Raw genomic sequence first — 20894 nt, forward strand, 5'->3', positions numbered from 1 at the left:
TCTTCAAGAATTTTGTCCATGCTAAAAAAGCATAGAAAAACAGCAAAGTTCCCGTGAATTGTCATTTACAAGTTGTTTTTAAACGATTCAATTAATTGTTTAAAAATACTTGATCCAAATAAAACAACCACATGTCACATCGCTCCTTTTCTCTAATTACATTTATTTTATCATGATTGAAACCGTTTGACAAACGATTTTAAAAGCGTGACAGACATCAAATTTCTGAAAAACCATCCTTCAATTCTTGAAGGATGGAGAAAAGAATGATTTCCTCTCACTTGACGAACGGAGGAACCATCACATAACTAATAATGATTTGATTGCTTTTCGTTCATCCATTGCCTCATAAGCAGCTTGAACTTGATCTAACTCGAATTGTTGCGTAAATACTTTACCTGGTTCGATTTTATTTGATAAGACTGCTTCTAATAGTGAAGCTCGGTCGTGAGTCGTCACAGCCGCAATCCCTCCACGTAAGCCGATATTACGATAAAACAAAGCGTTCGTATCCAACTCATCTACGTGAGGAACCCCTACACGCCCAACAACTGCACCTGGTCGACCAACTTTTACTGCCGTTTCAACCGCTTGTTGCGTTCCTACACACTCTAACACTGCATCTGCGCCAGCACCTGTTAATTTCATGACCTCAGCGATTGCTTCTTCTCCACGAGCCGCAATGATATCCGTTGCTCCAAATGTCAAAGCTAGCTGTTGACGGTCTTCATGTCGACTCATCGCAATGATTTTTGATGCGCCTAACAATTTTGCTCCAATGACTCCGCATAACCCTACAGCACCATCTCCGATCACAACGACTGTATCTCCTTCTTTCACCTCAGCACTCACTGCTGCATGATAGCCAGTCGCCATCACATCCGCCAACGTAACAAAGGAATTTAACATATCATCGGAATAATCTTCTGGTTTACCAGGGATTTTTACTAATCCCCAATTTGCGTTGCGATAACGAATATACTCTGCCTGATAGCCTGTTGAACCTGAAGTATCTGATAAACAATCGCCATCAAACCCAGCTAAACAAGCCTCACATTCCCCGCAACCATGGGTAAAAGGCACAATCACAAAATCACCCGGTTGAACATTTTTAACACCTTCTGCTACCTCTTCTACGATACCAATCGCTTCATGTCCCGCAGCAGACCCTGGTTCTTTTTTAGAGATGCCACGATACCACCATAAATCAGAACCACATACACTTGCGCGTACCACACGAATGATTGCTTCATTCTCTTGGTTCAATTCTGGCTTAGGCATTTCTTTGATAGCCATCTTTCCTGGTTCTAAAAATACTGTTGCTTTCATCGCTTCCACTCCTTAGATTGATTGCTTCTAGTATATCCCCTTGAGCCAACTCCAAGTCAAATAAAAACAATTATAACCAATCTTTTACCAATAAGACGGAAGAAAATGAACTCGCTTTTATGTACTCACTATGGTATCATGACTTTGAAAAGAGAGCGTTGCATCAACAACTCTCTCTCCAGATAGCACCGTTTGACTGGTGGCTAGCTTGGTTAGTTACAGAAAATAACCGTTAAACTCGCCAAAGTTTAAGGAGCGGTTATTTTTTGTTGTCCTTGTCGCTGACGATCAAGACCAATGTTGCAAATGACAATGCAAACATCAATGCCTCAAACACAGACATGCTTATTCCTTTCTAGGAGAAAGCCACAGATCAACATAGGCATCACCTCTTTTCTTAAGGCTAGCCACCGCATCAACTTTACTATCTCTGTCAGTATACTATAAACCCAAAATACAAACCTTAATTTTTAGATTTTTTTGTTATTTATTGTATTGCTATTTTAACCTCTTTTGTTTCTCTATCAGAACAAAAGAAATTGAACTCGCTTTTATGTACTCGCTATGGTATCATAGTTTTGAAAAGAGGAGCTGTATCACAGCTCCCCTTCAGATAGTATCGTTCAAAACAATGGCTAGCTTAATATTGATTCAAAAAATAACCGTTAAACCATCCAAAGTTTAAGTGGCGGTTATTTTTTGTTGTCTTTGTCGCTGACGATCAAGACCAATGTTGCAAATGACAATGCAAACATCAATGCCTCAAACACAGACATGCTTATTCCTTTCTAGGAGAAAGCCACAGATCAACATAGGCATCACCTCTTTTCTTAAGGCTAGCCACCGCATCAACTTTACTATCTCTGTCAGTATACTATAAACCGAAAATCCAAACCTTAATTTTTAGATTTTTTTGTTATTTTTTGTATTGCTATTTCCACCTTTTTTGTTTTTCTATCAGAACAAAAGAAATTGAACTCGCTTTTATATACTCGCTATGGTATCATAACTTTGAAAAGAGAGCGTTGCATCAACAACTCTCTCTCCAGATAGCACCGTTTGACTGGTGGCTAGTTTATTTCAGTTACAAAAAATAACCGCCACTTAAACCTTCCAAAGTTTAAGTGGCGGTTATTTTTTTTTGTCTTTGTCGCTGACGATCAAGACCAATGTTGCAAATGACAATGCAAACATCAATGTCTCAAACACAGACATGCTTATTCCTTTCTAGGAGAAAGCCACAGATCAACATGGGCATTACCTCTTTTCTTAAGTCTAGCCACCGCATCAACTTTACTATCCTTGTCAGTATACTATAAACCCAAAATACAAACCTTAATTTTTAGATTTTTTTGTTATTTATTGTATTGCTATTTTCACCTTTTTTGTTTTTCTATCAGAACAAAAGAAATTGAACTCGCTTTTATATACTCGCTATGGTATCATAGTTTTGAAAAGAGGAGCTGTATCACAGCTCCCCTTCAGATAGTATCGTTCAAAACAATGGCTAGCTTAATATCGATTCAAAAAATAACCGTTAAACTGGTCAGAGTTTAAGGAGCGGTTATTTTTTGTTGTCTTTGTCGCTGACGATCAAGACCAATGTTGCAAATGACAATGCAAACATCAATGCCTCAAACACAGACATGCTTATTCCTTTCTAGGAGAAAGCCACAGATCAACATAGGCATCACCTCTTTTCTTAAGGCTAGCCACCGCACAAACTATACTATCCCTGTCAGTATACTATAAACCGAAAATCTAAACCTTAATTTTTGAATTTTCATGTTATTTTTAACAGTAAAAACCGGAAAAGCGTTGAGTGAGAAACTCACACACTTTTCCGGTTTTTGGTAGTATCAGAACGAATCTAAAAAGATTCGATCAATAGATCACTCAACACACGATTTCTATAATTCTTCCACTAATGCTTCTAATTCATTTAATCGTTGTTCAAACACGGCCATTGCATCTTCAATATAAGCTGCTTGAGTCATGTCCACACCAGCTTTCTTCATTACTTCTACTGGATAATCGCTGTTTCCTGCTTTTAGATACGTTAGGTAAGCATCTAATGCGCCTGGTTCTTTCTCCCAGATTTTCTTCGCTAAAGCCGATGCAGCAGAAAATCCTGTTGAGTATTGATAGACATAATAATTATAGTAGAAATGTGGGATACGTGCCCATTCATCTTTGATTTCTGGATCTTTTTCAACAGCCGGACCATAATACTTAGCATTTAATTCGCCATAACTTTCACTTAGGTACTCACTCGTCAAAGGTGTTCCTTTTGCATCTTCTTGGTGCATGAAGTGTTCAAACTCTGCAAATTGTGTTTGACGGAAGATTGTTCCTTTAAAACCATCTAAATAATGATTCAAGACATAGGCACGAACCCGAGGATCTTCTTCGGTCGCTAATAAATGTTCGGTCAAAATATTTTCATTTGTTGTTGACGCAATCTCGGCTAAGAAGATTGAGTAATCGCCGTAGACGAAAGGTTGATTCGAACGTGTGAAATAGCTGTGGACACTATGTCCCATTTCATGGACCAAAGTGAATAGTTGATCCAACGTATCATGCCAGTTCATCAGAATGTAAGGGTTGGTATCATAACTACCAGAAGAATAAGCGCCACTACGTTTTCCTTTATTCTCGACTACATCAATCCAACGGTTTGAAAATGCTTCTTTTACGACAGCAAGATATTCTTCTCCCATTGGCGCAAGTGATTCGATCGCTTTTTCTACTGCTTCTTCATACGTAAATTTGATTGGTGCTTCACCTAATACCGGCGTATACAGATCATACATGTGTAATGTATCTACGTTTAATAGTCGTTTACGTAGTTCCATATATCGATGCAATAACGGCAAATGTTTGTTCACGACAGTAACTAAAGTATCATACACACTTTCAGGAATATGGTTATTGCTCAATGCGGCTTCTCTGGCAGAAGCATATTGACGTGCTTTTGCTTTGAAGTTGTGCCCTTTGATATGTGTTCCAAGTGTGGAAGCAAAGGTGTTTCTAAATTGTGCATATACGCTGTATAGCCCTTTGAAGGCCGCTTCACGTACTTCGCGATTGGTGCTTTCTAATAATTGACCATATACACCATGCGATAATTGGATCTTTTCACCATTCTCACCAGTGATTGTTGGGAACTCTAAATCAGCATTATTCAACACTGCAAAAGTACCACTTGAAGCACCAAAGATTTCTCCGGCTCCAGCAAGTAATGCCTCTTGATCTGCTGATAAAATGTGCGAGCGGTTATCAACCATTTGTTTGACATAATGACGATAAACTTCTAATTTTGGTTCTTCTTCAAAATATTGCCAAATTTGCTCATCAGAAAGTTGCAATACTTCTGGCTCATACCAAGCAATTGCTTCACTCACTTTTGAAAGTAAACTTCCAGCGCGAGCATACAATGCTTGATACGTCGTATTTGTCGTATCTTGGTCATTTTTTAAATGGGAATAGACATAAATAAGCTCAACTTTACGATACATTGTTAAGACAAATTCAAGCGCCTCCAAAAATGCTGTTGCTCCATTACCTAATGTTCCTTTATAATGCTCAGAATTTTTTAATTCTTCAGTCAATTCTTCGTACTTTTTATCAAATTCTTGATCGCTTGAAAAGATTGGTGTTAGGTCCCATGTCAATTTCTCAGGCAAATCTTCTCTATTTGGTAACTTCGTTGTTTCGCTCATCTGTTCCACTCCTTTTGTTCATCTTTGCAACTATGCTTTTCTGAATAAAAAATAATAGTTACTTTTTTACTTACTCTTTTGAGTTTATCATAACTCTTTCATGTTTTGTATATGGAATTCTTCACTGATTATTATTTTTGTACTAAACGTTTACACTCTTCATAAAATAAGCGATATATTTTTTCCTCATCAATCAAAGGAAATAACCACTCATTTTTATATTCCTTGATTTCCTGATACCACTTATCGAAAGAACTTGTTTTCTTATCACTCTCTTGGCATTTCATCTGTGAAAACAGCAAGCGATAAAAGAATACTTGTTCAGAAAAAAAGCAAAAGAAATCACTGTTTTCATAGATCCATGACTCAAGATAAAGCACATGCTTCTTTCTTAGGTAGCACTGTTCTTGTACTCCTAATACCTTTTTATTTTTTCGAATGATTTGTTTTGCTAACCAGTCTTTTGTTTTCACGGAAGGAGAGCTTGGCATTTTTCGTAATGTGCCACTTTCGACTTCTAATATCGTCAATAGTTCCTTTTCAAAAAAAGACCAAGAAAATCGTTCAAAGCTGATTTTCCCCGATAAATCTGTGAGGATCTGACTATATAAGTAAACCTTTTGCGTGGACCAGTCGATTTGCCAAAAGTGGAGCTGTCGTAAATCGTCGTAGTAGCAAAACTTTTTTTCTAAACTTAACCGATCGTTCTTTTTGAAAAATTTCATTCCTAATAGCCACCAAACAATGTACTCATTTGCTTTGTAATTGATCGTTCTTTCAATCATTCGCTCATAAGACAATGGAGAGCATTGGATCTCAAACGCATGATGACCAACCAAAATATCCGGACGTTGCATCAGTTGCGATAAATAACCTTCCATTTCTACTCTTGGATAACTCTTCTTCAGCCATTGAAAACATTGTGTTTTTAAATAAAGATGTTCTTTAGATTCCGCCTCACTAAACACTTGGCAGTCTGGAGTATCGCGATGAGAAAAATGGGCGACCCTCTTCATTCCTCTTTTTAAAAATACTTGATTCCCACATTTTGGACAATAGTAATCGCACTCTTTTGTTGCATCAGTTGCTAAAAAAACAGACCCTTCTTTGTCTTTGGCGAGCAGCATCGACTCACTCCCTTTCACTGGGTAAATACGCCAACAAAAAAAGTCTCAACGAATGTTGAGACCCTCGACAAAACATACCTAGCGATTTCGACTATCGCTAGGTATTTTTATCCTACGCTTTATTCAAAATAAAATTTTACTCGTTCCAGAGCATTACGTTCCATCAATTGCTGTCCGTATTCGTTCAATGCTTCAGGGGTTCGTGCACTTTTTTCAGCAAATTCTAAAATACGTGCATATTGATTTTCAACATCTGTTTGATTTAGATTTTCCATCCAAAAGTGAACAACTAAATAATAACGTTCTTCTAATTGGTATAGATCTGTCCAAGCAGATTCTAATTGAACATCATTCGCAAGCTGGATCACTTGCTCAAAATCACTGAATACAAAGATTGCTCGTTGTTCACTTGCAGTAGTTGATTCTGTTAAGTCGCTTTCCTCTTCATTCGCAAGCATTTGGCCTTGAAGAAACTCACTAACATCTGCGCTATTCAACGTCGATTCATTGTTTTGACCTATCTCTTCGTCTGGCATATTCTTACTGATAAACAGTTCTAGGCCATCCCCTTTTGGCAAAACTTGGAAAGTGACAGCTTCGCTACTTTGGAACTCCTCTTCAATATCCACTTCTTCTAAAATACTATAAAAAAAGTTTTCTATTTCTCTGTGGTTACCTAATAAATCTAAAAATGAGACCCCACGTTCTTCTAGATCCTCATGACCGATCATTACACGAATCGTATTCTCATTGATATGTTCCATTTCCATTTGCTACACCTCACTTTATCCCAACTATCCATATAGGTTAATTGTAGCGAAATAAGAATAAATGTAAAGAAAAAATCATTAAGTCCTCAAAAAACACAATCTATTTTAATAAAAAAAACTCAGGAAGACATCACATCCTCCTAAGTTTCATTCTGCGTTTTCTATAAACCAGCCATTAGCTGGGCTTGACGTAATTCTAATTGACGAACATCTCGTGGTAAGAAACGACGGATTTCATCTTCATTAAAGCCGACTTGTAGACGTTTGTTATCGATCATAATTGGTCTACGTAACAAACCAGGATTGTTTTGTACAAGCTCTAAAAGTTCTTGTAATGGTAACTCATCAAGATCCATATTTAATTTTTGGAAAACTTTTGAACGGGTAGAAATAATTTCTTCTGTTCCGTCTTCCGTCATTTGTAAAATTGCTTTTAATTCAGAACTATTAAGAGGTTCTGAAAAAATATTTCGCTCTACAAATGGAATCTGATGCTCTTGCAACCACGCACGAGCCTTTCTGCAGGAAGTACAACTTGGGGAAGTATATAGTGTTAACAACGTGCATCACTCCTTTTTGTGATTATAGCCACATTTTTGTAACAGAAGATCCTGAATATCTTCCATCTGTTTCTATTATACCTAATCAACATTTAAATAGCTAGCTTTTTTTTAAATTATTTTTTAAAAAAATGAAAGTTATCTAAGATAGATATACAGTTAAACCAAGGTTTCTACTTTATTATCAGTTAAAAAATTAGAGTTTTCAAATACTTTTACAATATTACAAACACATAACACAGCATCTAAAACTGTACTAATCTTTTCCGAAAGTAAAAAAATGAGAACGCTTTTTTCGCATTTAATGTTTTTTATTTATTTTAATAACAGACAATTTAAAAAACTCAGAAAATATGTAAAACTAATAAAATGTTGATTTTAGAGCCACAATAAAATTGATCTTACCCACAACCTCTTTGAAGAAGTGAAAAATCACTCGTTATCTTACACACTGACGTTATTTTATATTTTACTAATTTTATTTTTTCTGTATTAAAAAAACAAATTATCTTTTGTTCTATTTATTTTTACTATTATAATTCATTTGACAAACTCGAAATAGATTTGTAGATTTCTTTATAATAAAATTAATTATTTTTAGTTAAAAAAACTAAAATACACAAACCTTATTCTGTCAAGTAATTAGAAATATAGTAATAAAAACCTTTAAATTCCAACGTTTTTCTTGGCTTTTTTTTGATACAATAAGCGAGGATTTGTGAAAAGATAGAATTTTGAAAGGCGTGTAATAATTTGATTAAATCAGTTGTATTTGATGTTGACGATACAATGTATGATCAGCAACAACCATTTAAGAATTCAGTTAAAAGTGTGGTACCTCAAGTAACAGAAGAAGATATGCATGGATTATATATCCGTTTCCGCCATCACAGCGATGAGAATTTTCCAAAAGTTATGGCTGGAGAATGGACACTTGAGTATATGCGTGCACACCGCATTAGTCAGTCCTTGATCGATCTAGGTTATTCACCTATCTCTGATGAAAAATGCTTAGTTTTCCAAGAAGTCTACGAAGAGGAACTAGCAAATATCTCTCTTCATCCTGAAGTAAAAAAAACACTTGATTTTCTTAAAGAAAAAAATATTCCATTAGGGATCATCACCAATGGACCAACTGATCATCAAACAAAAAAATTAAATCAACTTCAATTAACAAATTGGATTCCTGCTGATTGTATGCTAGTTTCTCAAGCAACTGGCTTTCAAAAACCAGAAAAGGAAATCTTCCAATTAGCCGAGAAAACTTTCAATATGTCACCTAATGAAACACTATACGTTGGCGATAATTACGAAAACGATGTGTTAGGTGCTAAGAGTGCCAATTGGCAGACGTTATGGTTCAATCACCGCAAGCGTTCCATCAACGAGCGTCCGGTGTGTGATGTAGAGATCAACGAATTCGATCAACTACTATCCGCTATAAAAACTGCTGTAGGAGAGGCTCAGCTTGTCTGATCAAATAAGCATCTGCGAATAAATAAACAAGAAAAAACAAGGAAGATAACTGCGCAGATTTGCGAGGCTATCTTCCTTGGCTTATTTACTGTTTCCTGTATAGGAGAGTAATTACTCAATAAATGATCTTTACACTTTATTCGTCATTTTCACCAATACTTAGAATCAAACGAATATCGTCTTCTGTTAATTTCGTCAATTGTTCTTCGTTTCCTTGAATCACTTTTTGGAATAATTCCCGTTTTTCTTGCTGTAAAGAATCCATTCGTTCTTCGATTGTTCCTTCAGCAATCATTCGCCATACTTCAACAACATTTTTTTGTCCAATACGATGGGCTCTTCCAGCAGCTTGTTCTTCGATCGCTGGATTCCACCATAAATCATAAAGGATGACTGTATCTGCGCCAGTTAGATTTAATCCAGTCCCTCCTGCTTTAAGTGAAATAAGAAAGACATCTTTTTCACCCGCGTTGAAAGCATCGACCATGGTTAAACGATCTTGTGCCTTTGTACTTCCTCGTAAATAAAAGGTACTTAGCCCTAATTCAGCTAATTCCTCTTGAAGGATCGTCAACATACCCGTAAATTGGGAGAACAACAGGACACGACGGTTATTTTCTTTTGCAGCTAGTAATAAATCTTTTACTTGTTCTAACTTACCTGATCCACCTTGGTAGTCTTCTACAAACAAACGAGGATCACAACAAATTTGACGCAAACGTGTCAGTCCTGCCAAGATGCCGATCCGATTCTTTTTGAATGACTCTGAATCCATAGCTGATACTTCTTCACGCATTTGTCTCAAATAAGCAAGGTACACTGTTTTTTGTTCTTCCGTCAACGCAGAATAAAGATTCATTTCAGTTTTTTCTGGTAAATCTTTGAGAACTGTTTGCTTATCTCGTCTTAAGACAAAAGGTCGGATCATTTGCGCGATTTCATCTGTCGTCAATTCTCTAAAACGTGTCCGATTCGGAAAGAACCCTGGCATGATCGTAGCAAATAGTGACCATAGTTCTTCAAGGCTATTTTCGATTGGTGTCCCACTCAAAGCAAACCGCTGTGGAATATGCAACTCTCGTAAAGCTTGAGCAGTCTTTGTGCTGCTATTTTTCACCATTTGCGCTTCATCTAAGACTAAATAATTAATCGTCGATGATTGATATTCTGAAAGATCCTGACGTAAGCTCGCATAAGAAGTAACACGAATATCTACTTTTTCAGCTAACAAAGTTTCTCGCTCTTTCTTATTACCATTGATCACTTGGACACTCAATGAGGGAGCAAATTTTTTCACTTCGGCTTGCCAGTTATAGATCAAACTCGCCGGTGCTACGATCAAGGCGTCCAATGAACCTTTTTCTTCTTTCTCCGAAAGCAGAAAAGCAATGGTCTGCAACGTTTTCCCTAGACCCATTTCATCAGCTAAAATGCCACCAAACTGATAATGACCTAACATTTTCAACCATTGGAAGCCTTGCTTCTGATAGTCTCTAAGCTCAGCTTGCAAATTCTTTGGTAAAGTAGCTTCGTAATTCGTAGGATCGATCAAGTCTTGAGTCATTTGTTGGAAAGAATCGCCAAAACTAGCATTACTTCCCGTAAATTGTTCTTTGATCATCAACCCTTGATTTTTTGGCACTTGGATAACGCCATCGTCTGAACGGATCGTATCTCTGAACTGTTGTAGGATTTTGCTTGTTTGTTGGAATTCTTCTGAATCAAACGATAATACCTGTCCACTTTCTAAGGTATAAAATGAATCATTTCTTAACAAACTCTGCAAAACATTGTCGATTTCATGCTCGTTGATTCCTGTGACATCAAAGCGGATATCTAGCCATGATCCTGTTTCTTCTACTTCGATCTGTGGTTGGTGTTTTTGTGCGTCTAGATATAATTCCCGTAATTTTTTTCCTATACGGACTTCTCCAAATTGACGAAAAACAGCTAATTCTGTCCGGAAAAACTGATACAATGCTTCACCTTCTGGTAATGGACGTTCGTAGCCCGTTTTATTTTTCCGGTAACGGTACATACGAAACAAATCAAGGACCCGCTGTTCTTGCGCCGTATCTCTCAATATTTCGGTAGTTTGCTCAGCAAGCGTTTCATGTCGTTCATCTGTGGAGAACACAACATCTCCATATACAAAATCGATTCTTGCTTGGATTTGCCCTTTCATTTTTTTAAAAACAAAGACAAACTCTACTGGAATATCTGCGACTTCTGCCGTCACTTCATCGTCAATAGCAACGGTTCCTATTTGATCTAAAAGCGGTAAAATTTCTTTAAATAAAGAAGACAATTCTTTTTTTTGAAAGGCAACTTCTGGCTCTTCAAAACGTTTCATCAGTTGTTTCCAAGTCAAATAGATCGTCTGTTGCTGCTTAGTCAAATGATAGATAGTACCTTGTCTGATCCCCCACTGGTAGTGAGACAAAAACAAATCAAAGTCACTTACGGCAGTCAGTTGATACTGTGTTTCTTTCTTCTTGACTTGAAAACTTAGCGGTTTCGCATCGTCTGAAAATTGGATGCCATGATAAGTTTGATCATTGATCTGTAGTTTCAAACGTGTCGATTGATTCATACGCTCTAACAAAGATTTCGACTGATCGATTGGCAAAAGTAAGTAACGCTTGTCTAATTTCCCTTTTACCAAGACACCGTTTGCGCCTAACAATGTTTGCGTCTGTGCAATACCTGCGAATAGATCCAGTAGTTGTTGATCTTCTTGTTGGAAAACTCGATGCTCTAAACGGAATTGATACTGCTTATTGACCGTATAGTTTTCCTCGTCCGTGTACGCCTGTAGAAACTCATAAATATTTTTTACGATGTATGTTTTCTTAGGTGTTTCTAAAAAGCCCACACGTAGATACACCGCCAAAATAGAAAGTTCTGGATGGTATTGATTGGTTTCGATCTGTTCGACATGATAATCGATCACTAAGGGTTGCAAGGATTTAGTAGAAGTCTTCCCTTTTAATCGGGCAAATCCTTTTGTCAATAGTTCTCCTTCACTGGTCTTTTTCGTCGGTTCGATCATTTTTTGATCTTTCTGCATGATACGAGAAAGTTGTTTCGATCGTAAATAAAGTTCTACTGCAACAGTGTGCTTGCAATAATGATGTTCTTCCCAGTATGGGCATTGACAGTAGTCGATTTCTTTTGCTGTACCATCTAAATCAACTAAATACAGCTCACTACCTAAAACCTCTGCATGCCACACATTTTCTTCTTGATCTGGGACAACCGATAACACACGGTCTTCTTGCAAATATTGACGCCCTCTTGCAATGACTTTTTCCGGAATACTCCATTTCATTGTTATCAATCTCCCTTCTTAACCAAAATGGTAGCGTATTTCACTCTGTCCACTACCTTTTGTATCAATTCGTATTTGTTGCAAGACACGTTCTTTCAACTCACGTACATGGCTGATGATCCCGATCATCCTGCCTTCGCTTTCAACTGTTTCTAATGCTTCCATCGCCATTTCTAAGGCTTCTTCATCCAGTGAACCAAACCCTTCGTCAATAAACAATGCTTCGATCGTGACCCCACCAGCTTGCGCTTGAATCACTTCTGCCAAGGCTAAAGCTAATGATAATGCAGCAATAAAGCTTTCGCCTCCGGATAAAGTATGCGATCCTCTGGTCGTTCCTGCTTCATCATCGTACACGTTGATCTCCAGACCAGTCTTTCCGCGGTAGCTACCGACTTCTTCATCTAATTCAAACTGATAGCGGCTTTTTGTCAATCGTATCAGATGTTCATTAGCGACTTGCAAGACTTCTTGTAAATAAACTTGCAAGACATAACGTTCAATGCTTGTTTTTTTAGGATTCTCGCCATTCATCGTCTGTGATAATTGTTGCAACTGGATCAATTCATCTAGTTGTTCCTGACTATTTTGATAACTTGTAGTAAATGCCATGATCACTTTCTGATTGGTTTTATACTCTTGTTGCAAGTGGTAGATCAATTGTTGTTGCTCTTCAATGTGTTGTTTGTTTTTTTCGATTCGTTCACTCAACACTGTCAAATCTTGGGATTTTTCATCATAGGTGACATGTTCCAATTGTTCTAAGCGAGTGGAAAGAACCAACTGTTTCGTTTGATACTCCTTGATCGTTGTTTTTCTATTTTCGTATGTGACTGTTTCTTTTAACAACGCTGCTATTGCTTCTTGCGAAGAAAAGTCAGTGTGTTGCTCCAAGAAACTAGAGATTTTACGTTGTTCTTTTTCAAATTGAGCAGTTGTCTTTTCGATTTGTTCAGACAACGTTTCGATTTTAGTCGTCAAAACAGCTGATTCTTGCTGGAGTTTCTCACCTTGGGCCATTTGCTCTTCTAATTCTTGCTTGCTCTTGCTCGACTGTTCGGCTAATTGATCAGCTTCTTTTGCTAAAGCATCAATGTCTTCTGTTCCTAATTGTTGACTCAATCCTGCCATCTCACCTTGGAGTCGTTGGATTTTTTCATTATGGAGCATTTGTTGAGCTTTGATCTGTTCACTTTGTTCTTTGTTGCTGGCTAGTTCTTCCATGACCCTGGCATGTGCTTCTTCTGCTTTTTTGATTTCCTTTAAACGAGCATTGAGGGTCTTTTCTATTTCCGCCAACCCTTGAACAATATCTTCTTGCACATCTATTTGGAAAATGGCTTTTAACTCTGTGTTCAAATAAATTGCTTGTTTCTCCAACTGTTGACTCGTTTCCATTTGTTGCTGGCTTAAACGATCAAGCTGTTGTTTGATTTCTTCGATTTCTGCTTCTTTTCGACCAATTTCTTGATGCGTTTTTTCGATCGATTGTTCTGCTTGGACCATTTTTTCTTCAAGCACAGCTAAGTTTTCCTGCACTGATTCACGATTATCCGGTGTCAAGGGATGCTCCGTTGCACCACACACTGGACAAGGTTCACCAGGTATCAATAGGGTTTGTAAATAAGTAATTTGTTGCTTTGCCCAGTCGCTTTTCCATTGATTGAACTCGTGTGTTTGTTGTTCAAGTAATTGTTGTTTTTCTACCAATTGCTCTGTTGTTTGTTCAAAGTACTGATGATTTTTCACTAGTTCTTTGTCAAGGTGAGCAAGGTGTTGCTGTTGTTCACAGTAACGTTCCCCTTCTAAACGTAACCGTTCATAAACCAACTGTTTTTCTTGTAGTTCCCCTTGTGTTGCTAAAACGGTTTGACTCGTTTGTTGTCTTTCTTGAAGGATCAATTGCTGATCTGCCAGTTGTTGGATTTCTTGCTGTAATTCACTGACTTTTTTTTCCATTACGGAAAGTTCCGATTGTTTTTCTCTAAAGGTATCAGCCACTGGGATCAATCGTTGCTTTTCTTGGAGCGTTTGACTCATTTTTGCTATTTTTTGTTCGAGATTTTCTCGTACGTCCGCCTGTTCTTGCCATTTCTGTAAATCACTTGCCACCTTATTGAACGTAATAATTAGTTGCTGTTTTTCACTTTTCTGTGTGGTAAGTGATTCTTGGTATTCTTGGCTACGTTCAAGCGGGGTGCGCAATTGCTGAGCGACTTCATAATGAGAAACCCATCTTTGGTGCTCCTCGATCACTTGCTGTTGCTCATTGAGCGCTTGTTGTTCTGCCAATAATTGTTGCTTTTCTTCATAAGCAGATTTTTGATTTTTCCCGTGATAGTAATCTGTCTCGCTGATTTTTTGTTCTTCTTTCAGTTGCTCTAATACTTCTTGCTCTGATACGAGCCTTGTTGAAATTTGATTTTGATACTCTTGCCACTCATTGATCACTGTCTCAAAAGATTGTAGACCAGCCGGTTGCTTCTCCTCATAGGAACTAAATTGTCTTTGCAATAAGACTAATTCTTGCTCCAAATGATCCAGTTCTTTTTGCTTGTTCTTGGCTTTTTCTTTCAATTGTTCGGTGAATCGTTGAAAGAATTGTGTGCCGAATAAGTTACGTAAAACTGTTTCTTTTTCACTACTAGAGGAAATCAAGAAATTCCGAAATTCTCCTTGCGGCAGTAAGACGATCTGTGAAAATTGCTTCGCATCTAAATTCAATAGTTCTTTGATTTCTTGATCGACTTCACTCCGTTTTGTTAATTGTCGAATTTCTTTTCCTTTTTCATCAAAGATCGTTAAACTTACTTTTGCCGTCTGTTTTCTCATGCCCTCACCCTTGCGTTTAGCTAACAATTGTTCAGGCTTACGTTCGACTTCATACCGCAACTGTTGATGTTCAAACGAAAAAAGGACACTCGTTTCGTCTTCAGGTGTCGCAAATAATGACCGCATCTCTTTGCCAGACCGCAACCTTCCAGATGTTTCTCCAAAAAGCGCATAGGTCATCCCATCAAAAATCGTTGTTTTGCCAGCCCCTGTTTTTCCTGTAATCAAAAACAAGGCCGCTTGGGTCAATTTTGAGAAATCAATCGTTTCATCGATAAATGGGCCAAAATTTTTCAATCGTAATGTCTGTGGTTTCATACTTGATCATTCCGTTTCTGTGAGTTCTTGCAACGTTTCTTCTAACCAGCTCATTTGTTGTTCTGTCATTGGCTCATCCACCATTTCAGTAAAGAACGTTTCCGCGAGTTTTTTTGGTTGCTTGATTTCAAGTGTCTGTCGTTTGCTTGTGGAACGATGCCGTCCATTGACACGTTCGACACCAAGTATTCGAGGATAGATTGCTCGTAATTGGTTCATCATGTTAGGAATAACTGCGCGATCTTTTAAATAAATCTGCAAATAATTTTCTCGGTTGATCGTATGGTAAAAACTTGGGTCTAATAATTCTTTAAAACTAGCAGTTACTTCAGCAATATCATACAAAGGTGTGATTTCTTGAAAATCCAACACCAAGGTGTCAGTTAGATCAACGATCCAAACACCTTTTTTCTGATTGATCTCTGAAAGTGAGAATTTAAGTGGCGAACCACTGTATCTAGCATTTTCTTGCTGCAAGGCTGCTTGATTATGAAGATGTCCTAAAGCGACATAATCAAATGGCTCCAATAGACCGCCTGGAATCGCATCTAGTCCACCCACTTCGATTTTTGTTTCTGAATCTGATTTCTTACTACCTGTCACAAAAAAGTGACTGACTAGCACCTGTTTTTTTGCAGGATCAAAAGCGAGTTGCATCTGGTCAACCACTTTTTCCATTGCTTGTTGGACCGTACGGATCGTATCATCTTCAAAATAACTTCTAGCGGAGATTGGTTCAAAATAAGGCAATAAGAAAAATTGAGTATTTTGATAGTCGATAGGTTGGAAAGATTCAGCAAATCGTGTGTGTAAAAAGAATTTTGTTTGGCTGAACCATTCCGTGCCAGCAGATAATCGAACACTACTATCATGGTTTCCTGAGATAGCGAAAATCGGGAATTTTTCGTTCAGGTTCCAGTCGATCATCAACCGATTGAACATCTCTACGGCTTCTACGGCTGGGATACTTCGATCATAGAGATCACCTGCAATAACGATTGCATCCACTTTTTCCTTTTTCGCAATCGTTAGAATCTCAGATAGTACATGTTCTTGCTCTTTAAGTAAATCATAGCCCTGCAATTTTTTTCCTATATGCCAATCTGCTGTATGTAAAAAACGCATCTCATCACCTCAAAAAAATATCCTTCTTACTATTATAACACTTCCATCAAGGACATGACAGCTAGAATCACTTGCAAAAAGGCGGTTTTATAACAAAAAAAGCGATAAAGAAGCGGTGTCTTAGACAATCCGTTTCTTTTATCGCTCATCGAATAAAGAACAATTATTCTGTTTCATTCTTTTTTATGATCTCATATTTAAAATCAGGATTTACTTCCTTGTCTAGTTTATCAAATGCAGCTTGTGTGCGTCGCTCGATTTCTGCCATTCCTTCCTTGTCAGTTTTTTTGATATCTGACAAGTCGATCGGTTCACCAAAGCGAACAATCACTCGTTTGCGTTTGAATAGATCACCTAGCGTGAGAGGACCTTGATACACAGCTGGAACGATTTTTACTTTGGCCATTTTGGCTATTAACGCCATTCCACCTTTCAACTCGGTCGCATGTCTTGTCCCACTTGGAAACATGATCAATCCTAGATCGGTTGATTTTAGAATCTTGACAGGTGTCTTGATCACACTTGGTCCCGGATTGTCTCTTTTGACTGGGAAAGCATTCGAACGTGTTAAGATGAATCGTAAAACAGGGTTTTTGAACAATTCTTCTTTCGCCATAAAACTAAACGATTTAGGTGATGCAGCAACAGCGAGATACAACGGGTCCCACCAAGTGCGGTGTGGTGCAACAAGTATGTAATTCTCGTCTTTTGGTAAGACTTCTTTATTTTCATAACGGGCATTGCCATTGATAACAGCTAAAATCACTTTAACGAGCCCGCGCATAAATCGATAGAACATATCCTCTTCCTTTCTTTGCTTCTCGTTCCTATAGTATGCCTAAAAAAGACCGATTTGACAAGTTCTCTTGGTTCTTTTGAACAAAAATAGTATACTACATACGATTAGTTTTTTCATTTGGAGGGAATTAGATGCTTCACGAACATGAACGTATTGACCAATTATATGCAAAAGATATTAAGATTATCCAAAGTTCCCAAGTTTTTTCCTTTTCTTTAGACGCCGTATTGCTCGCTCATTTTGCTCGTGCGCCAAAAACCGGCCAAATCGTTGACCTTTGTTCGGGGAATGGTGCTGTCGGACTATTTTTAAGTAAACAAACACAGGCAAAGATCGATGCGATCGAACTACAGCCACGCTTAGCTGATATGGCCCGTCGGAGCATTTCATTGAATCATTTAGAACAACAAATGACCGTGCATACGATTGACTTAAAAGAAAGTTTAACGGTTGTCAGACACAACTCTTGTGACTTAGTCGTCTGTAACCCCCCTTACTTCAAAGGCTTACCTACAAATAAAAAAAATCCAAATGAGCATCTAGCAATTGCCCGACATGAGATCCATACAACGTTGGAAGAAGTGATCCAAATCTCAGGCAAGTTATTAAAAACAAATGGTCGCTTGGCTCTTGTGCACCGCCCAGAACGCTTCTTAGAGATTTTGACCCTTATGCAAACCTATCAGATTGCACCGAAACGTGTTCAGTTTGTTTATCCTAAAGTAGGCAAAGATGCAAATATTTTATTGATTGAAGGAATCAAGCAGGGAAAAGCCGATGGTTTCAAAGTTTCTCCACCTTTATTCACCTATGATACGCAAGGTGAGTATACCCCTGAACTCCGTGAGATGCTTTATGGAGACTAACCATTACTTTTATGTGTTGCACTGCCGAGATAATACGTTCTATGGAGGATATACCACCGATTTGGCTCGTCGTTTACAAGAACATAATAATGGCACAGGCGCTAAATACACACGTTTGCAAAAGAGACGTCCTGTAAAAATGATCCATGCAGAAGGATACGCCACAAGAAGTGAAGCCACGAAAGCCGAAGCCGCGTTCAAAAAACAAACACGCCGGCAAAAAGAAACCTATTTGAAGACACATCCTTCTCTTTCTTTACCTGATCAAACGGAGTAAAAGGAATTTTTAGAGAAAAAGAGTGCCTCAACGAAAGATCGGAAAACGATTTTCGTTGAGGCACTTTTTTTGTGAAAATTATCCCACTGCTCAGGTCAAAACATTGCTGTCACAACTTCAGTTTTTATTCACTTGCTTGAGTACTGTCAGATAAAGTATCGCTCGTACTAGTTGAAGAAGTCTCACTTGTTTGACTTGTCTCAGATTCTTTTGTTCCACCTAATAGTGCTTCACTGACTAGATGGATATAATTCAACATACCATCTGGATTTGGATGGACTTGATCATCATAGAACCATTCACTATGGTCATTACTATAACCATACCAATCGATCACTGTCATATTGTCATATTTCTTTTCCATTTCTGCGAGCATGGCATTGACTTCATTTTGCCAGCGCTTCGTTGGCACGCGGACATTGACCCAATAAACTTTTCGATCCCCGATTGCGCTCATCAAGCTATCAAATTGCGCCTCAGAAAAAGAGCCATTTGTTCCTAGCCCAATTAATACCGTATCCTTCAATAGATCTCTATTTTTCAGTTCTTCGATATAAGGAAGGCTTGTGTAGAGTTGACGACCGACATCGCCATCTACGACTACTTGCGGATAAAGTTCTTTTAAATCTGCCGCAGCATCTAACATGACTGAATCACCAAATGCAGTCAGCTCTAATTGTTGGGCTTTTTCCCCTTGCGCTTTGGTCAAATCATATTTATCCAAAATCGCTTGGTCAATAGGTGCTACATTATTGCCTTGATTATTCTGACTTTTTTCAGCTAATTTTTTACTTTCAGCAATATTCTTTTGTAATTGCTCTTGGTCGGCTGTCACAGCATTTTTAGGTGCTGTTACGAACCCGACTAAGGCAATCGCTACGACTAAGGTTCCAGGGACCACCCATGGCTTTTTCCAACTGAAAATAGGTTTAGTGAACCAGCCTTTGACGACACGAAACGTTTTACTATAATCAAAGCGTGCCAACGGACGTTCAATAAAGCGGTACGACAGTTCACTGATCAATAAAATCAACGTGATTTCAATGACCGTGTGTAATAACACATGATCAGCGATACCTGATACTTTCGCTTCGTAAAAAATCATCACCGGAAATTGGTACAAATAGATCCCATAACTTCGTTTACCGATCCAACTAAAGACCGGATTCGTCAACCAGCGATTCAAGCTCGCACCTGGATGCGCTGTGACTGCCACAAGAACCATACATAAAAGACTGACTAAAAAGAACCCGCCATAATAGATAAAGCTCAAATGGTCATCTAAGAAAAAGAAAAAGAGTATCAACGTGATCAATGAAGTAAAACCCGCTAAATTCAATACTTTCTTTGCTTGTTTAGGGATATTTTTCTTTAATCGCGTACTTGGCCAAACAAAAGCCAATGCACTACCCATCCAAATCGAGAACAAGCGAGTATCTGTCCCATAATACACACGGGTAGGATCGCCATTTGGCGAGTATAGCACCATCATCAAAATCGCTGATGCAATAGCTGTACCCATAATGACATAAAAAATATTTTTTTTCTTACGGACAAATACCATGAGTAATACAAAGATGATCGGCCAGATCAGATAGTTCTGCGCCTCTACTGCTAAGGACCAAATATGGGTAAATGGCGACTCATTTGCAAAACGATCAAAATAGGATAATCCATTATTGATCTGCCACCAGTTATTGACATAGAATAAACTGCTGAGTACAACGCCCCGAAGATTATTTAATAATCCTCGCTGGAATAGCGTAATATATGCTGATGCAGTAATAAGCAAGAAAACGAGCCCAGGATATAGTCGTTTCATTCGCCGAACGTAAAATTGCCAAATATTGATTTTTCCATTTTGTTCCCACTCTTGTCGTAAGAGATCGGTAATAAGATAACCTGAAACGACAAAAAATATCGGAACTCCGAGGTAACCACCCTTCATACTTGTTGGCAACAAGTGGTATAAAATAACCCCGATGACCGCTAATGAACGGATCCCATCGAAGCCCGTGATATACCGGCTATTTTTTAATCTTTTTTGTTTTTCCATTCAATATTCCAACTTTTCATAAACTTTTTTCATTCGTAATATACGTGCATTACCAAAAAATAGCAAGCAAAAACTTCATAAAAGTTGCCACTTTATACTATAATCCCATAGTTCATCAAAAAAGGACACATTTTTAAGTAACTTTAACAAAATTTCAAATATAACAAGTTGACTAATCGTTACTTGAATAGGGTTTCATTATTTTTTTATTTATTTTCGTTGATGAACGAGAAATACTTGAATGATTTCTACTCTTATCATGGATAGACATCTGGAATAGCCATTTAAAAATTTGGACTCCCCAAA

General features: G+C 37.9%; 13 protein-coding genes. 3 read left to right on the forward strand and 10 right to left on the reverse strand.

Translation table 11 applies throughout. From position 1 onward, the window contains the following. Positions 1-300: 300 nt before the first annotated feature. The 5 genes from IGJ19_RS12765 to spxA form a co-directional block, all read right to left on the reverse strand. On the reverse strand, positions 301-1329 hold the full coding sequence (locus tag IGJ19_RS12765) for a zinc-dependent alcohol dehydrogenase family protein (RefSeq protein ID WP_142433522.1): 1029 nt from the start codon (positions 1327-1329) through the stop codon (positions 301-303). Between the two features lie 1910 nt (positions 1330-3239). Further along, positions 3240-5051, reverse strand: coding sequence for an oligoendopeptidase F (gene pepF, locus IGJ19_RS12770; RefSeq protein ID WP_071866479.1), 1812 nt, complete (start codon positions 5049-5051; stop codon positions 3240-3242). 131 nt (positions 5052-5182) lie between these two features. Further along, on the reverse strand, positions 5183-6178 hold the full coding sequence (locus tag IGJ19_RS12775) for a competence protein CoiA (protein WP_071866480.1): 996 nt from the start codon (positions 6176-6178) through the stop codon (positions 5183-5185). A 119-nt stretch (positions 6179-6297) separates the two neighbouring features. Continuing rightward, positions 6298-6948: an adaptor protein MecA gene (locus IGJ19_RS12780; RefSeq protein ID WP_071866481.1), complete on the reverse strand. Its 651-nt coding sequence runs from the start codon at positions 6946-6948 to the stop codon at positions 6298-6300. A gap of 161 nt (positions 6949-7109) precedes the next feature. After that, complete coding sequence (gene spxA, locus IGJ19_RS12785; RefSeq protein ID WP_019723016.1) at positions 7110-7508, reverse strand: transcriptional regulator SpxA; 399 nt, start codon at positions 7506-7508, stop codon at positions 7110-7112. A 753-nt stretch (positions 7509-8261) separates the two neighbouring features. Here spxA and IGJ19_RS12790 point away from each other — a divergent pair. Then, positions 8262-8984, forward strand: a complete 723-nt coding sequence (locus IGJ19_RS12790; protein ID WP_086335182.1) for an HAD family hydrolase — start codon at positions 8262-8264, stop codon at positions 8982-8984. 136 nt (positions 8985-9120) lie between these two features. Here the strand turns inward: IGJ19_RS12790 and IGJ19_RS12795 are convergent, their stop codons facing one another. The 4 genes from IGJ19_RS12795 to IGJ19_RS12810 form a co-directional block, all read right to left on the reverse strand. After that, positions 9121-12315 carry an SNF2 helicase associated domain-containing protein gene (locus tag IGJ19_RS12795; protein ID WP_430604180.1) on the reverse strand — a complete coding sequence of 1065 codons (3195 nt, stop codon included), beginning with the start codon at positions 12313-12315 and terminating at the stop codon, positions 9121-9123. An 18-nt stretch (positions 12316-12333) separates the two neighbouring features. Beyond that, positions 12334-15465 (reverse strand): AAA family ATPase, encoded by a 3132-nt coding sequence (locus IGJ19_RS12800; protein ID WP_430604181.1) that lies wholly within the window; start codon positions 15463-15465, stop codon positions 12334-12336. 6 nt (positions 15466-15471) lie between these two features. Further along, entirely contained in the window at positions 15472-16590 is a 1119-nt protein-coding gene (locus IGJ19_RS12805) for an exonuclease SbcCD subunit D (RefSeq protein ID WP_074801302.1), read from the reverse strand. Between the two features lie 163 nt (positions 16591-16753). Further along, positions 16754-17389, reverse strand: coding sequence for a lysophospholipid acyltransferase family protein (locus tag IGJ19_RS12810; RefSeq protein WP_010734236.1), 636 nt, complete (start codon positions 17387-17389; stop codon positions 16754-16756). A gap of 131 nt (positions 17390-17520) precedes the next feature. On the opposite strand from IGJ19_RS12810, the gene IGJ19_RS12815 reads away from it, so the two are divergent. Continuing rightward, positions 17521-18255 carry a tRNA1(Val) (adenine(37)-N6)-methyltransferase gene (locus tag IGJ19_RS12815; RefSeq protein ID WP_430604182.1) on the forward strand — a complete coding sequence of 245 codons (735 nt, stop codon included), beginning with the start codon at positions 17521-17523 and terminating at the stop codon, positions 18253-18255. Beyond that, complete coding sequence (locus IGJ19_RS12820; RefSeq protein WP_086335186.1) at positions 18245-18532, forward strand: GIY-YIG nuclease family protein; 288 nt, start codon at positions 18245-18247, stop codon at positions 18530-18532. Before IGJ19_RS12815 ends, IGJ19_RS12820 begins: the two co-directional genes overlap by 11 nt. 124 nt (positions 18533-18656) lie before the next feature. Here IGJ19_RS12820 and IGJ19_RS12825 read toward each other — a convergent pair whose 3' ends face one another. Then, positions 18657-20588 carry an acyltransferase family protein gene (locus IGJ19_RS12825; RefSeq protein WP_430604183.1) on the reverse strand — a complete coding sequence of 644 codons (1932 nt, stop codon included), beginning with the start codon at positions 20586-20588 and terminating at the stop codon, positions 18657-18659. Positions 20589-20894: the final 306 nt, after the last annotated feature.

The organism is Enterococcus sp. DIV1368b (genome assembly GCF_050529595.1).
In the GTDB taxonomy this organism is placed as follows: Bacteria; Bacillota; Bacilli; order Lactobacillales; family Enterococcaceae; genus Enterococcus_B; species Enterococcus_B mundtii.

Bases quoted from the DNA above. Each gene is read 5' to 3' on its own strand.
- IGJ19_RS12765 (WP_142433522.1), bottom strand. From the start codon at position 1,329: ATGAAAGCAACAGTATTTTTAGAACCAGGAAAGATGGCTATCAAAGAA.
- pepF (WP_071866479.1), bottom strand. From the start codon at position 5,051: ATGAGCGAAACAACGAAGTTACCAAATAGAGAAGATTTGCCTGAGAAA.
- IGJ19_RS12775 (WP_071866480.1), bottom strand. From the start codon at position 6,178: ATGCTGCTCGCCAAAGACAAAGAAGGGTCTGTTTTTTTAGCAACTGAT.
- IGJ19_RS12780 (WP_071866481.1), bottom strand. From the start codon at position 6,948: ATGGAAATGGAACATATCAATGAGAATACGATTCGTGTAATGATCGGT.
- IGJ19_RS12795 (WP_430604180.1), bottom strand. From the start codon at position 12,315: ATGAAATGGAGTATTCCGGAAAAAGTCATTGCAAGAGGGCGTCAATAT.
- IGJ19_RS12800 (WP_430604181.1), bottom strand. From the start codon at position 15,465: ATGAAACCACAGACATTACGATTGAAAAATTTTGGCCCATTTATCGAT.
- IGJ19_RS12805 (WP_074801302.1), bottom strand. From the start codon at position 16,590: ATGCGTTTTTTACATACAGCAGATTGGCATATAGGAAAAAAATTGCAG.
- IGJ19_RS12810 (WP_010734236.1), bottom strand. From the start codon at position 17,389: ATGTTCTATCGATTTATGCGCGGGCTCGTTAAAGTGATTTTAGCTGTT.
- IGJ19_RS12815 (WP_430604182.1), top strand. From the start codon at position 17,521: ATGCTTCACGAACATGAACGTATTGACCAATTATATGCAAAAGATATT.
- IGJ19_RS12820 (WP_086335186.1), top strand. From the start codon at position 18,245: ATGGAGACTAACCATTACTTTTATGTGTTGCACTGCCGAGATAATACG.
- IGJ19_RS12825 (WP_430604183.1), bottom strand. From the start codon at position 20,588: ATGGAAAAACAAAAAAGATTAAAAAATAGCCGGTATATCACGGGCTTC.